General features: G+C 68.9%; 14 protein-coding genes and 1 riboswitch. Of the genes, 10 read left to right on the forward strand and 4 right to left on the reverse strand.

Translation table 11 applies throughout. The features are described 5' to 3' along the window. Positions 1-7: 7 nt before the first annotated feature. The 4 genes from ACFOLC_RS10955 to lpxO form a co-directional block, all read right to left on the reverse strand. The gene (locus ACFOLC_RS10955) at positions 8-1342 is read right to left on the reverse strand and encodes an NCS2 family permease (protein ID WP_386759286.1); all 1335 of its coding nucleotides are present in this window, start codon (positions 1340-1342) and stop codon (positions 8-10) included. 18 nt (positions 1343-1360) lie between these two features. Further along, positions 1361-2191 (reverse strand): orotidine-5'-phosphate decarboxylase, encoded by an 831-nt coding sequence (gene pyrF / locus ACFOLC_RS10960; protein ID WP_386759287.1) that lies wholly within the window; start codon positions 2189-2191, stop codon positions 1361-1363. 312 nt (positions 2192-2503) lie between these two features. Beyond that, complete coding sequence (ettA, locus tag ACFOLC_RS10965) at positions 2504-4165, reverse strand: energy-dependent translational throttle protein EttA (RefSeq protein WP_386759288.1); 1662 nt, start codon at positions 4163-4165, stop codon at positions 2504-2506. Between the two features lie 227 nt (positions 4166-4392). Then, positions 4393-5298, reverse strand: a complete 906-nt coding sequence (gene lpxO / locus ACFOLC_RS10970) for a lipid A hydroxylase LpxO (protein ID WP_386759289.1) — start codon at positions 5296-5298, stop codon at positions 4393-4395. Positions 5299-5462: 164 nt separating this feature from the next. On the opposite strand from lpxO, the gene glyA reads away from it, so the two are divergent. From glyA to thiL, 10 genes are all read left to right on the forward strand, one after another. Next, the gene (glyA, locus tag ACFOLC_RS10975; protein ID WP_386759290.1) at positions 5463-6716 is read left to right on the forward strand and encodes a serine hydroxymethyltransferase; all 1254 of its coding nucleotides are present in this window, start codon (positions 5463-5465) and stop codon (positions 6714-6716) included. A gap of 9 nt (positions 6717-6725) precedes the next feature. Then, entirely contained in the window at positions 6726-7457 is a 732-nt protein-coding gene (locus ACFOLC_RS10980; RefSeq protein ID WP_386759291.1) for a CTP synthase C-terminal region-related (seleno)protein, read from the forward strand. Next, positions 7457-7978, forward strand: coding sequence for a transcriptional regulator NrdR (gene nrdR, locus ACFOLC_RS10985; protein ID WP_386759292.1), 522 nt, complete (start codon positions 7457-7459; stop codon positions 7976-7978). The genes ACFOLC_RS10980 and nrdR overlap by 1 nt, the downstream gene beginning before the upstream one ends. Further along, a complete protein-coding gene (ribD, locus tag ACFOLC_RS10990) occupies positions 7978-9084 on the forward strand; it encodes a bifunctional diaminohydroxyphosphoribosylaminopyrimidine deaminase/5-amino-6-(5-phosphoribosylamino)uracil reductase RibD (RefSeq protein WP_386759293.1) in 1107 nt (368 codons plus the stop codon). The genes nrdR and ribD overlap by 1 nt, the downstream gene beginning before the upstream one ends. Continuing rightward, positions 9081-9872 (forward strand): class I SAM-dependent methyltransferase, encoded by a 792-nt coding sequence (locus ACFOLC_RS10995; protein WP_386759294.1) that lies wholly within the window; start codon positions 9081-9083, stop codon positions 9870-9872. Before ribD ends, ACFOLC_RS10995 begins: the two co-directional genes overlap by 4 nt. 135 nt (positions 9873-10007) lie before the next feature. Further along, a riboswitch (FMN riboswitch) is annotated at positions 10008-10161 on the forward strand. 208 nt (positions 10162-10369) lie between these two features. After that, on the forward strand, positions 10370-10972 hold the full coding sequence (locus ACFOLC_RS11000; protein WP_386759295.1) for a riboflavin synthase: 603 nt from the start codon (positions 10370-10372) through the stop codon (positions 10970-10972). Then, positions 10969-12084: a 3,4-dihydroxy-2-butanone-4-phosphate synthase gene (gene ribB / locus ACFOLC_RS11005; protein WP_386759296.1), complete on the forward strand. Its 1116-nt coding sequence runs from the start codon at positions 10969-10971 to the stop codon at positions 12082-12084. Before ACFOLC_RS11000 ends, ribB begins: the two co-directional genes overlap by 4 nt. 179 nt (positions 12085-12263) lie before the next feature. Next, on the forward strand, positions 12264-12731 hold the full coding sequence (ribH, locus tag ACFOLC_RS11010; protein ID WP_386759297.1) for a 6,7-dimethyl-8-ribityllumazine synthase: 468 nt from the start codon (positions 12264-12266) through the stop codon (positions 12729-12731). Beyond that, the gene (nusB, locus tag ACFOLC_RS11015) at positions 12728-13189 is read left to right on the forward strand and encodes a transcription antitermination factor NusB (RefSeq protein ID WP_386759298.1); all 462 of its coding nucleotides are present in this window, start codon (positions 12728-12730) and stop codon (positions 13187-13189) included. Before ribH ends, nusB begins: the two co-directional genes overlap by 4 nt. A gap of 79 nt (positions 13190-13268) precedes the next feature. Next, positions 13269-14216 (forward strand): thiamine-phosphate kinase, encoded by a 948-nt coding sequence (gene thiL / locus ACFOLC_RS11020; RefSeq protein WP_386759299.1) that lies wholly within the window; start codon positions 13269-13271, stop codon positions 14214-14216. Positions 14217-14248 lie beyond the last annotated feature (32 nt).

The raw sequence follows: 14248 nt of genomic DNA on the forward strand, positions 1-14248 counted from the left end.
CGTAGCCTCAGGCCAATGCGAAGCGCAACACGAACAACCCGGCCACCAGCCACACCGCCGCATGCACCTCGTGCGCGCGACCGGTGAACAGCTTCAGCACCGCGTAGGCGATGAAGCCGAAGGCCAGGCCGTTGGCGATCGAGTAGGTGAACGGCATCGCCAGCGTGCACAGCGCGGCCGGGATCGCCTCGCTGAGGTCGTCCCAGTGCACGTCGCCAAGTTCGCGCAGCATCAGACCGGCGACGAACAGCAACGCCGGTGCCGTGGCGTAGGCCGGCACCATCGCCGCCAATGGCGAGAACAGCAACGCCAGCAGGAACAGCGCAGCGATCACCAGCGCGGTCAGGCCGGTGCGGCCGCCGGCCTGCACGCCCGAGGCGCTCTCGATGTAGGCGGTGGTGCTGCTGGTGCCGAGTACGGAGCCGGCGAGGATCGCGGTGCTGTCGGCGAGCAATGCGCGCCCGAAACGCTTCTGCTGTGCTGCCGAGGCATCGTCGGGCGGCAACAGGCCGGCGCGGCGCGCCACGCCCATCAACGTGCCGGTGGCGTCGAACACCTCGACCAGCACGAACACGATCACCACGTGCAGCATCGCTGACAGCGACAGGCCGTTGCCGCCACCGAGCGCGCCGGGGATGTCGAGTTGCAGGAAGGTCGGTGCCAGGCTGGGCGGCAGGTCGACGATGCCGCGGTAGTCGACCAGGCCCAGCAGCAGTGCGGTCGCGGTGACCGCGAGAATGCCGATCAGGATCGCGCCGCGCACACGCCAGGCCTCCAGCACCGCGATCAGCAGGAAGCCGGCCACGGCCAGCAGCGGCTCCGGTTCGCGCAGGTCGGCCAGCGCCACCAGCGTGTCGGGGTTGCCGACGATCACCTGCGCCTTCTGCAGCGCGATGATCGCCAGGAACAGGCCGATGCCGGCGGTGATCGCGCTGCGCAGCGAATGCGGGATGCCGGCGATCAGCCAGGCGCGCGCGCCGGTGATCGTCAGCAGCAGGAACACGACGCCGGAGACGAACACCGCGCCCAGCGCCTGCTGCCAGCTGTAGCCCATCGCCCCGACCACGGTGAAGGCGAAGAAGGCGTTCAGGCCCATGCCCGGTGCCATGCCGACCGGGTAGTTGGCGGCGAAAGCCATCACCAGTGAGCCGATCGCCGCGGCCAGGCAGGTGGCGACGAACACCGCGCCGGTGTCCATGCCGGTGCTGCCGAGGATGCTCGGGTTGACGAAGACGATGTAGGACATCGTCAGGAACGTGGTCAGCCCGGCAACCAGTTCGGTACGCACGTCGCTGCCGTGTTCGCGCAGCTTGAACAGGGATTCCAGCACGCGTGCGGGCATGGCGGCGTCTCCTTGGGCTCAGCGGTGACGGTTGATCTCGTCGCGCAGCGTGCGTGCCGCCTGCGCGGCGGCCTCGGCGTAATCCGCGCCGGTCGAAGCGTACAGCACCGCACGCGAGCTGCTGATGATCAGGCCGGTGCCGTCGGCGGTCTTCGCATTGGTCACCACCGCCGCGACGTCACCGCCCTGCGCGCCGACGCCGGGCACCAGGAACGGCACGTCGGAACCGACAATCGCGCGCACTTCGCGCAGTTGCGCCGGCCAGGTCGCGCCGACCACCAGCGCGCAGTTGCCGTGGCCGTTCCACTCGCGCGCGACCTTCTGCGCGACGTGCTGGTACAGCGGGCGGGCCACACCGTCATCATCCTGGACGAGTAGATCCTGCAAGTCGCCAGCACCGGGATTCGAGGTGCGGCACAGGATCACCACACCGCGGTCGGCGCGGTCGAGGAACGGCTGCAGTGAATCGCGGCCCAGGTACGGATTGGCGGTCACCGCATCGGCGCGATAACGGTCGAAGGCCTCGGTCGCGTAGTGCTGCGCGGTGCTGCCGATGTCGCCACGCTTGCTGTCGAGGATCACCGGGATGCCCGGATGTGCGGCATGGAGGTGGGCAATCAGTCGCTGCAGGGCATCCTCGACAGCGAGTGCGGCGAAGTGGGCGATCTGCGGCTTGAACGCGCACACGTACGGCGCGGTGGCGTCGGCGATGTCGCGGCAGAAGGCGAACACCGCATCGGGGTCGCTGCTGAACTTCGCCGGAAACTTGGCTGGCTCCGGGTCGAGGCCGACGCAGACCAGCGAGTCGGCGTCTTGCCAGCGTCGCTTAAGGGCAGAAATGAAGCTCATCGATGACCTGGCCTTTGCCCTTGCTCGTCATTCCCGCGTAGGCGGGAACCCAAGGACGTTTGTCTGTTCGTGTGGGCGTCGTGCCCGTGACCGCGAAGGGCGACGTCCATGGATCCCCGCTTTCGCGGGGATGACGACGTTACGACAACAGTGACAGCAGCAACAGCTGGATTCCCGCCTTCGCGGGAATGACGAGCAACAACAACAGTCGTACAACCAAGCAATTGCCAAAGTCCATGGATCCCCGCCAGGAGCGCGCGGGGATGACGCAGTGGCAAAGGCCTTCGCGCTATGCGCGAAGGCGCCACTGCGTCACTTCAGTGCCTTGAAGCGCAGGCGGTGCGGCTGCGCGCCCTCGGCGCCGAGGCGACGCTTCTTGTCTTCCTCGTACTCGCGGTAGTTGCCCTGGAAGAACTCCACGTGCGAGTCGCCCTCGAAGGCGAGGATGTGCGTGGCGATGCGGTCCAGGAACCAGCGGTCGTGCGAGATCACGAAAGCGTTGCCGGGGAACTCGAGCAGCGCGTCTTCGAGCGCGCGCAGGGTTTCGATGTCGAGGTCGTTGGACGGTTCGTCGAGCAGCAGCACGTTGCCGCCCTGCAGCAGGGTCTTGGCCATGTGCAGACGGCCACGCTCGCCGCCGGACAGCGCGCCGACCATCTTCTGCTGGTCCTGGCCCTTGAAGTTGAAGCGACCGATGTAGGCGCGCGACTGGATCTCGATGCCGTTGATGTTGAGGATGTCGAGGCCGCCGGACACTTCCTGGAACACGTTGTGGTTGCCGGTCAGCGCGTCGCGGCTCTGGTCGACGTAGGCCAGCTTCACGGTCGGGCCGGTCTCGATCGTGCCCGAGTCCGGCGCTTCCTTGCCGATGATCATCTTGAACAGCGTCGACTTGCCGGCGCCGTTGGGGCCGATGATGCCGACGATCGCGCCGGGGGGCACGCTGAAGCTGAGGTCGTCGATCAGCAGGCGGTCGCCGAACTTCTTGCTGACGTTCTTGAATTCGATGACCTTGTTGCCCAGGCGCTCACCCGGCGGGATGAAGATCTCGTTCGTCTCCTGGCGCTTCTGGTAGTCGACCGACTGCAGCTCGTCGATGCGCGCCAGACGGGCCTTGCCCTTGCTGCGGCCGCCCTTGGCGTTGCTGCGGGCCCACTCGAGCTCCTTCTGGATGGCCTTCTGGCGCGACTTTTCCTGGTTCTCTTCCTGCTTCAGGCGTTCGTCCTTCTGCACCAGCCAGTCGGTGTAGTTGCCCTTCCACGGGATGCCGCGGCCGCGGTCGAGTTCGAGGATCCACTCGGCGGCGTTGTCGAGGAAGTAGCGGTCGTGGGTGACCGCGACCACAGTGCCGGTGTAGCGGGCGAGGAACTGCTCCAGCCACTCGACCGATTCGGCGTCGAGGTGGTTGGTCGGTTCGTCGAGCAGCAGCATGTCGGGCTTCTGCAGCAGCAGCTGGCACAGCGCGACGCGGCGCTTCTCGCCACCGGACAGGTTGCCGACCACCGCCTCCCACGGCGGCAGGCGCAGCGCGTCGGCGGCGACTTCGAGCTGGTTCTCCAGCGTGTGCGCGTCGCCGGCGGCGAGGATCGACTCCAGGCGCTGCTGTTCGGCGGCGAGCTTGTCGAAGTCGGCGCCGTCCTCGGCGTATGCGGCATACACCGCGTCCAGCGCCGCCTGCGCGTTGATGATCTCGCCCACGCCCACTTCCACGGCCTGGCGCACGGTGTGGGTCGGGTCGAGCTGCGGTTCCTGCGCCAGGTAGCCGACCTTGATGCCGGTGGCAGGGCGTGCCTCGCCGGTGAAGTCGGTGTCCACGCCGGCCATGATCTTCAGCACCGTCGACTTGCCCGCGCCGTTGAGGCCGAGCAGGCCGATCTTGGCGCCCGGGAAGAACGACAGCGAGATGTCCTTGATGATCTGGCGCTTCGGCGGCACGACCTTGCTGACGCCGTTCATGGTGTAGATGTATTGCATGCGGACTCCGAAACCGGGGCGCGCCGAGCCCGGCCGGATGGCCTGGGTCTGGGCGGATAAGCCGGCGATTATCCCGTACGGGGGCGGCCGGTGCCAGCGCGCAGGTTGAATGGCGCGCCCCTTGGCTGCGAGCCGTCGCCGGATGGGTTGCGGGAGCCGGCCAGTGCGTAGCCCGGGTGAGCGGAGCGCACCTGGGCGGTGGGTGCTGCCTTACCCGGCCTACGCGCTCAGATCCAGATGATGAACGCGACCACCAGCGCCACCAGCAGGTACTTGAGGGCGTAGTAGAGGGACTGGCTGCGCTCGCGCAGCGCCTTGGCCTTCAGGCGCAGGACATAGAAGTACTTGAACAGGTGGTTGATGCCGCCGGTCTTGTCGCCCTCCATGTTGGGCGAGGCGCCGGCGGCGATCAGGTGGCGGGCGATCAAGCGGTTCAGCGCCTGCGCCCAGCGGTAGCGCATCGGCCGCTCGACATCGCAGAACAGGATGATGCGGTTGTCGGCCGAGTCGTTGCGCGCCCAGTGGATATAGGTTTCGTCGAACATGGTCCACTGGCCGTCGCGCCAGCTGTAGCGGGTGCCGTCGACGTCGATGAAGCAGGCGTCGTCGTTGGGGGTGTCCAGGCCCAGGTGCAGGCGCAGCGAGCCGGCGAAGGGGTCGCGGTGCGGGCGCAACTCGCCGCCGGGCGGCAACTCGGTGAACATCGCCGCCTTGACGCTGGGGATGGCGCGCAGCAGCGCCGTGGTGCGTGGGCACAGCTCGGCCGCGGACGGGTGGGCCTCGTCGTACCACTTCAGGTAGAAGCGCTTCCAGCCGCGGCGGAAGAACGAGTTGAAGCCGACGTCGTTGTAGCCGTCGGCGGCCTTGATGTGCTGCAGCTCGCGCAGGCGCCGGGCCTCGTCGCGGATATCCGGCCAATGGGCGCGCAGCGGCTCCAGCTCGGGGAAGTGCTGGCCCGGCTCGGCGATGAAGGCCGTGGTTGGCACGCGCGAGAACGCGTACATCAGCACATTGACCGGGGCCATGAAGGTGGAGTGGTCAAGCAGCTGCCGGCCGAGGCGGTGGCGCACCTTGCCGCGGTAGTGCACGTAGACCGCGCTGGCGAGGAACGCAAAAACGATGACCCATTTCACGGTCGGGGTTCCCTGTGGGGTGGGGAAGGCGGGGTCGCTGCCGGTGCAAGGCGTGACGGCAGCGGGTTGCTCGCCGCATTTTAAGCCCTGGGCTACCATTGCAGGCCTGACTGCGCCTGTTCGTGGCTGCCGGTCCCCTTCTCATCCTCCCCGAGGTTCCGCGAATGTTCCCCAGCTCTGCCCGTATCGCCGGCTACGACGACGAACTCGCCCAGGCCATCGCCCACGAGGCGCGCCGCCAGGAAGACCACGTCGAACTGATCGCCTCGGAGAACTACGCCAGCCCGCGCGTGATGGAGGCCCAGGGCAGCGTGCTGACCAACAAGTACGCCGAAGGCTACCCGGGCAAGCGCTATTACGGCGGCTGCGAGTACGTCGACATCGCCGAGCAGCTGGCGATCGACCGCCTCAAGCAACTCTTCGGTGCCGACTACGCGAATGTGCAGCCGCATTCGGGCTCGCAGGCCAACCAGGCCGTGTACCTGGCGCTGCTGCAGCCGGGCGACACCATCCTGGGCATGTCGCTCGCGCACGGCGGCCACCTGACCCACGGCGCCAAGGTGAATGTCTCCGGCAAGCTGTTCAACGCCGTCCAGTACGGCGTCAACGACCAGGGCCTGATCGACTATGACGAAGTCGAGAGGCTGGCGCTGGAGCACAAGCCGAAGATGGTTGTCGCCGGTTTCAGCGCCTATTCGCAGCAGATCGACTGGGCGCGCTTCCGCGCGATTGCTGACAAGGTCAATGCGGTCCTGTTCGTCGACATGGCCCACGTCGCCGGCCTGGTCGCCGCCGGCGTCTACCCGAACCCGCTGCCGCACGCACACGTGGTCACCTCGACGACCCACAAGACCCTGCGCGGCCCGCGCGGCGGCTTCATCGTCGCCCAGGGCGCCTCCGAAGATATGGTCAAGAAGCTGCAAAGCATCGTCTTCCCGGGTATCCAGGGCGGACCGCTGATGCACGTGATCGCCGCCAAGGCCGTCGCCTTCAAGGAGGCGCTGGAGCCGGAGTTCACCACCTACCAGCAACAGGTCGTCAAGAACGCGCAGGCAATGGCCGAGACCATCATCAAGCGCGGCTACAAGATCGTTTCCGGCGGCACCCAGAACCACCTGATGCTGATCGACATGATCGGCAAGGGCGTCACCGGCAAGGCCGCCGAGGAGGCGCTGGGCAAGGCACACATCACCGTCAACAAGAACGCCGTGCCCAACGACCCGCAAAAGCCGTTCGTGACCTCGGGCCTGCGCATCGGCACCCCGGCGGTGACCACGCGCGGCTACCAGGAAGCCGACTGCGTCGAGCTGGCCAACTGGATCTGCGACGTGCTCGACGCGCCGAATGACGACAAGGTCATCGCCGGCGTGCGCGAGAACGTGACCCAGCAGTGCCGGAAGTTCCCGGTCTACGGCTGAGCTGGACCCATGACGTACGTCATCGCATTGATCGGAGACCGCGACGATGCGGTGACAGCTCATCGCGCGATACCCCGGGCGCTGGAATTGGCGGCCGCGGCGTCGGGCATCCAGCTCGTCGCGAAGTGGCTGCCTACCGACAGCATTCGCACGGATGGTGATCTCGCCGGGTACGACGGCTACTGGTGTGTTCCTGCCAGTCCGTACCGGAGCATGGACGGCGCGTTGCGCGCGATCGGTTACGCGCGCGTGCAGCGCAGGCCGTTCCTGGGCACCTGCGGTGGTTTCCAGCATGCGGTCGTCGAGTACGCGCGTTCGGTGCTTGGCTGGTCCGATGCTGATCACGCCGAGACCGCGCCCGGGGCGGCGCGCGCCGTGATCGTGCCATTGGCGTGCTCCCTGGTCGAAGTCGCCGAACCCGTGATCTTGCGTCCGCAGACGCGCATTGCCGACGCCTACGGAGTGGCGAGGATCGAAGAGGGCTATCACTGCCGTTTCGGCCTGGGTGCGACGTTCCGTGAAGCCGCATTCGCCGACGGCTCGCTGCGCGTGGGCGCCGAGGACGACCACGGCGATGTGCGAGCGATCGAACTGCGCGACCACCCGTTCTTCGTGGCCACGCTGTTCCAGCCCGAGCGCGCTGCATTGCGCGGTGAAGTGCCTGCGCTGGTGCGTGCGTTCGTTGGTGAGGTGGTGCGTCGCGCCGAGGTGCTCGACAACACCGTAGCTGCGGTGACCTGATGCATTGCCCCTTCTGCCAGCACACCGACACCCGCGTGATCGACTCGCGCGTGTCCGACGACGGTGCCACCATTCGCCGTCGCCGCGTCTGCGAGGCCTGCGGCGAGCGCTTTTCCACGCTTGAAACGATCGAGCTCAAGCTGCCGCTGATCATCAAGAGCGATGGCCGCCGTGAGGCGTTCGACGCACGCAAGCTGCGCGTCGGCTTCGACCGTGCGCTGCAGAAGCGGCCGGTCTCGGAAGAGCAGATCGAGGCAGCGGTGCGCGCGGTGGTGCACCAGCTGCGCATGACCGCCGAGCGCGAACTGGCGGCGCGCCGGGTCGGCGAGTTCGTGATGGCCGAGCTGCGCAAGCTCGACCATGTCGCCTACGTGCGCTTCGCCTCGGTCTACCGCGCGTTCCAGGACGTGGCCGATTTCCGCGAGGAGCTCGATCGCCTGGAAAGCGACAACGCCGGCGAGGGCCAGCTGCCGTTGCTGGAAGGCGAGCCAGAGCCGAGCGTCCGGGCGAGGAAACGCTGATGGCCTTTTCCGCGACCGACCACGCAATGATGGCGCGCGCCCTGCGCTTGGCCGAGCGCGGCGCCTACACCACCAAACCCAATCCGATGGTCGGTTGCGTGCTCGCGCACGCGGATGAGGTCGTCGGCGAAGGTTGGCACCAGCGCGCCGGCGAGCCGCATGCCGAGGTCTTCGCGCTGCAGGCGGCCGGCGACCGCGCGCGCGGTGCGACCGCGTACGTGTCGCTGGAGCCGTGCGCGCACACCGGCAAGACCGGCCCCTGCGCGGATGCATTGATCGCCGCCGGCGTGGCGCGGGTGGTTGCGGCGATGCGCGACCCGTTTCCGCAGGTGGACGGCGCCGGCTTCGACAGGCTGCGCGCGGCCGGCATCGCGGTCGAATCCGGGCTGATGGAAACGCAGGCGCGCGCGATCAACCGCGGCTTTCTCTCGCGCATCGAGCGCGGCCGGCCGTGGCTGCGGGTCAAGCTGGCGACCAGTCTCGACGGCCGCAGCGCGCTGGCCAACGGCGAATCGAAATGGATCAGCGGCGAGGCCTCGCGCCAGGACGTGCAGAAGTGGCGCGCGCGAGCCGGCGCCATCGTCACCGGCGCCGGTACCGTGCTCGCCGACGACCCGTCGCTGACCGTGCGCCTGGGCGATGGCACCGCGGCCTCACAAGGGGATTTCGTCGCGCCGCTGCGCGTGGTGCTCGACCCGGGGCTGGCCACGGTCGCGCGCGGACGGGTGCGCGAGGGCGATGCGCCGACGCTCTACATCCACGCGCCCGACGCCAAACCGCCGCGCGGGATCAGCGCGCAACTGGCTGCGGTGACGGTGCGCGAAGGCCGCTTCGATCTGGACGCCGTGCTGCGGCTGCTGGCCGAGCGTGGCGTCAACGAGATCCAGCTCGAGGCCGGCGCGACCCTGGCCGGCGCGTTCCTCGGCGCCGGGCTGGTCGACGAGGTGCTGCTGTACGTCGCGCCGGTGCTGCTGGGCGAGCGTGCACGGCCGATGTTCGACGGTCTGGGCATCGACACGATGGCGCAGAAGCTGAAGATGGCCATCGTCGAGTCGCGCTACATCGGCTCCGACGTGCGCCTGCTGCTGCGCCCGGAAACCGAATGAGCGGCGCCGGCTTGAAGGATTCGGGGTCGGGCGCGGTGTTCAAGGATCATTTCTCCGGCATCGCCGATGCCTACGCGGCGGCGCGGCCGGAATACCCGGACGCGCTGTTCGACGCCATCGCGGCCGTCGTGCCCGCCTCGGCGCGGGTGTGGGAGCCCGGTTGCGGCAGCGGCCAGGCCACGCGCGGCCTCGCCGCGCGCTTCGCCCACGTGCATGCGACCGATCCGAGCGCGCAGCAGCTCGGGCCGCATTGGGCCCACGCCGGCGGTGGCAATGTCAGCCTGGCGGTCGAGCCGGCCGAGCGCACCGACCTGGCCGATGCCAGCGTGCAACTGGTCGCCGTGGCGCAGGCATTGCACTGGTTCGATCGGGACCGGTTCTTCGCGCAGTGCGAGCGAGTGCTGACGCCGGGCGGCGTGCTGGCGGCGTGGGGTTATCCCGATTTCCTGGCGCCGGAGGGCATGGCCGGGCCGGTGGCGGCCTTCCGCGCCCAGATCGAACCGCATTGGCCGCCCGAACGCGCCCAGGTCGACGCCCGCTACGCCGGTTACGCCTGGCTGTTCCCGGCCCTGCCGGCACCGGCGTTGTGGCTGGAGGCGGACTGGACGTTGCCGCATTTCCTGCGCTACCTGGCCAGCATCTCCGCCAGCGCGCGCTGCCTGACGCAGACCGGCGACGACCCGGTCGCACGCCACGCCCCGGCACTGGCCGCGGCCTGGGGCGATGCCGACGACGCCCGGCGGATCCAGTGGCCGTTGTTCCTGCGCCTGCGGCGCAAGCCTGGGTAGGCCTCGCCTGCGCGGCGCCGCCGCTGACGGGGGTAAGGCCAGCCTGGCCTGTGCAACACAGCGTCCGCCCAGTGCCCGGGCCGTTGCCGACCCCAGTGCTAGAATTCGCGGGCCGGCTTGTCCGGCATTCCAACGCAACGTCTTCAGGGCGGGGTGCAACTCCCCACCGGCGGTAGGTGCAGGCCTTGGCCTTCACGAGCCCGCGAGCGCCTCCGGCTCCGCCGGAGGGTCAGCAGATCCGGTCCGATGCCGGAGCCGACGGTCACAGTCCGGATGAAAGAAGACGGCTTCGCATGGCTGCGATCTCGCAGTCGGCCCGGTGACGGGCCGTGCCATGCGCTGGCCTCGTGCCTTGAGGCGTTTTTCGCTCATCCAATGCGGGAAACGTTTCATATGCAGGTTCCTCTGCCAAACACCGCACATCCCTGTGCGGGGATTCAAACACAGGCCGCGCTTGGTGCGGAACTCCGCTGCATCCGAAATGCGGAGGCGTGCTGATGTTCACCGGCATCATCGAAGGCGTCGGCCGCCTGGCCATCATCGAAAACCGCGGCGGCGACGCGCGCCTGACGGTCGAGGTCGGCTCGCTGCCGTTCGAATCCGTCCAGCTCGGCGAGAGCATCGCCGTCAACGGCGTGTGCCTCACCGTGGTCGCGTTCGATGCGGTCTCGTTCGAGGCGGACGCGTCCAACGAGACGCTGTCGCTGACCACGCTGGGCGGCCTGCGTGCTGGCGCACTGGTCAATCTGGAGCGCGCGATGCGCCCGAACGACCGCCTCGGCGGGCATCTGGTCAGCGGCCACGTCGACGGTGTCGGCCGGGTGCTGGGCGTCCACGACGACGCCCGTGCGCAGCGCTGGCGTTTCCAGGCGCCGGCGCCGCTGCTGCGCTACATCGCCAAGAAGGGCTCGATCTGCGTCGACGGCGTCAGCCTGACCGTCAACGAAGTGGACGACGAGGGCTTCGAGGTCGCGTTGATCCCGCACACCGTGTCGCACACCGCGTTCGCGCAGACCCAGGTCGGCGATGCGGTCAATCTGGAAATCGATCTGGTCGCGCGTTACGTCGAGCGGCTGCTGGCAGGAGAACCCCGCGCATGAGTTTCGCCACCATTCCCGAGCTGCTCCAGGAAATCCGCGCCGGGCGCATGGTCGTGATCGTCGACGACGAGGACCGCGAGAACGAGGGCGACCTGATCATGGCCGCCGAGTTGGTCAAGCCGTCGGACATCAACTTCATGGTCACCCACGGCCGTGGCCTGGTGTGCCTGCCGCTGACCCGCGAGCGCTGCGGCCAGCTCGGCCTGGGGCCGATGGTCCGCGACAACACCGCCCAGTACAAAACCAATTTCACCGTCTCGATCGAGGCGGCCGAGGGCGTCACCACCGGCATCTCCGCCTACGACCGCGCCCACACCATCCGCACCGCGGTGCGCCCGGACTCCAAACCCGCCGACCTGGCCCAGCCCGGCCACATCTTCCCGCTGGCGGCGCAGCCCGGCGGCGTGCTCAACCGCGCTGGCCACACCGAGGCGGCGGTCGATCTGGCCTTGCTGGCCGGCTTGGAGCCAGCCGGCGTGCTGGTCGAGATCCTCAACGCCGACGGCTCGATGGCGCGACGCCCGGAGCTGGAGGCGTTCGCCACCGAGCACGGCCTCAAGATGGGCTCGATCGAGGCACTGATCCGCTACCGCCTGGAAACCGAGCATACGGTCGAGCGCGTCGATGCGCGACAGATCGAGACCGAGCATGGGAATTTTCAGCTCGTCAGCTACCGTGACCGTCTCAGCCATGCGCTGCATTTCGCCCTGGTCCGCGGCGATGCCGATGCGGCGGTGCCGACGCTGGTGCGCGTGCAGGTGCTCAATCCGCTGGCCGATGCGCTGCATTGGCGGCGCCCGGACTTCGGCCCGGCGGTGGGCGATGTGCTCGCGGCGATCGCCGGCGAAGGCCGTGGCGCGCTGGTGCTGCTGGCCGACCACGCCGATGCCGAGGCCCTGCTGGCGCGCGTGCGCGCCCCGGTGCCGGCCGATGCGGACGCCGCGTCGGCGCCGGGCCACGCCCTGGCCGAGTGGCGTCGCAACGGTGCCGGCGGCCAGATCCTCGCCGACCTTGGTCTGGGCAAGTTGCGCGTGCTGGGCACGCCACGCAAGCAGATCGGCCTGGCCGGCTTCGGCCTGGAAGTGGTCGAGTACGTAGAACTGCCGCACTGAAACTTCCCCCCGAACCCCCTCAGCCCCTTTGGTCAGGGGGCGATTCGCGCGAAGCGCGAATGGGGTATGGAAGCGCATGGGCGGACCCAAAGTTTTCGCAGCCAACTTTGTGGGGAACCCCCGGCGCAGCCGGGAGGCTCCCCCGGGTTAAAATGCCCAACCTTTCCGAAGAACACCCCATGCCCCACTACGAAGGCGACCTGCGCAGCCCCGATGGCGCACGTTTCGCGATCATCGCCAGCCGCTGGAACCCGCGCATCACCGATACGCTGGTGGCTGGCGCGCGCAAGACCTTCGCCGACAACGGCGTCACCGAAGCGGCGATAGACGTGATCCGCGTGCCCGGCGCGTGGGAGCTGCCGGTGCTGGCCGCGCGCCTGGCCGCCGGCGGCCAGCACGCCGCGGTGGTCGCGCTGGGCTGCGTGGTGCGGGGCGACACCCGCCATTACGAGCACGTTGCCGACTACTGCGCCGAAGGCCTGATGCGGGTGTCGCTGGATTATGGCCTGCCGGTCGCCAACGGCGTGCTCGCGGTCGAGCGCCACGAGGATGCCGAGGCCCGCGCCGGTGGCAGCCACGGCAACAAGGGCGAGGACGCGGCACTGGCTGCGCTCGAAATGAGTCATCTGCTGGAACAACTGCCATGAACCGTCGTCGTCAGGATGGAATCGACCCCGTGGCCCGCTCGCGTGCGCGCCGCCGTGCATTGCAGGCGGTGTATGCCTGGCAGCTGTCGGGTAGCAACGTGCGCGACGTGATCGCGCAGTTCGCCCACGAGCAGGCGCACGAAGTCGCCGACCTCGAGTACTTCGAGGACCTGGTGCGCGGCGTCGACCAGCATTACCGCGAACTCGACGAAGCGCTGCAGCCGTTCCTCGACCGCGACATCGACCAGGTCGACCCGGTCGAGCGCGCCGCGCTGCGCATCGCCGCCTACGAGCTGCGCCTGCGCCCGGACGTGCCGTACCGCGTCGTCATCAACGAGGCGATCGAAACGGTGAAGCGCTTCGGCGCCGAGCACGGCCACACCTACGTCAACGGCGTGCTCGACCACGCGGCCGCGGCATGGCGGTCGGTGGAAGTGCAGGCGCCTCGCGGCAAGTGAGCTTTGCTGCTTCTCCCGCAGGCGGGAGAGGGGAGAGGGATGAGGGGTGAGGGGTGAGGGCAAGGCAGAGGGCAGCGAATTGTCGGAATTCGACCTCATCGAGCGCATCCGCGCACGCGTCGCCAGCCGCGAGGACGTGATCCTCGGCATCGGCGACGATGCCGCGTTGCTGCAGGTGCCGGCCGGCCGCCAACTCGTCGTCGCCACCGACACGCTCAACGTCGGCGTGCATTTCCCGGCCGGCACCGCTGCGGCCGACATCGGCTGGAAGGCGTTGGCGGTGAATCTTTCCGACCTCGCCGCGATGGCCGCGGAACCGGCCTGGTGCACGCTGTCGCTGTCGTTGCCGGACGGTGATCCGGCCTGGCTGGAGGCGTTCCTGGACGGGTTCCTGGCCCTCGCCGCCGAGCACCGCGTCGCCCTCGTCGGCGGCGACACCACGCGCGGGCCGCTGTCGATCGGCGTGACCGTGCATGGCTTCGTCGCGCCCGGCCGTGCGCTGCGCCGCGACGGCGCGCGCGTCGGCGACGACATCTGGGTCACCGGCACGCTGGGCGATGCCGCGGCGGCGCTGCAGCAGTGGCGCGCGGGCGAAGGCGGCGATGCCGCACTGCGTCTCCGCCTGGATCGTCCGGTGCCGCGCTTGGCCGCCGGGCAGGCGCTGGCGGCGGTGGCGCATGCCGGCATCGACATTTCCGACGGCTTGATCGCCGACCTGGGGCACCTCGCCCGCAGCAGCGGCGTGCGCGCCGAAGTAGACCTCGAGGCGCTGCCGGCGTCGAGCGCGTTGACCGCGGCGTTTGAGGCGCCGTCGCGGCATGGCCTGCAGGCCACCGGCGGCGACGACTACGAGCTGTGTTTCATCGCGCCGACCGCCGCCTTGGAGGCCATCGAGCGCATCGCACGGGCCACCGCCACGCCGATCACCTGGATCGGCCGCATCGTCGCGGGCGAAGGCGTGCGCGTGTTCGATGCCGACGGCGCCGAATGGCAGCCACCACGCCACGGCTACGAGCATTTCGCCTAGCGCGCACTGCGTGCATCAAGAATGCCTGCGCG

It is taken from the genome of Lysobacter cavernae, assembly GCF_042648505.1.
Classification (GTDB): Bacteria; Pseudomonadota; Gammaproteobacteria; order Xanthomonadales; family Xanthomonadaceae; genus Lysobacter_L; species Lysobacter_L cavernae.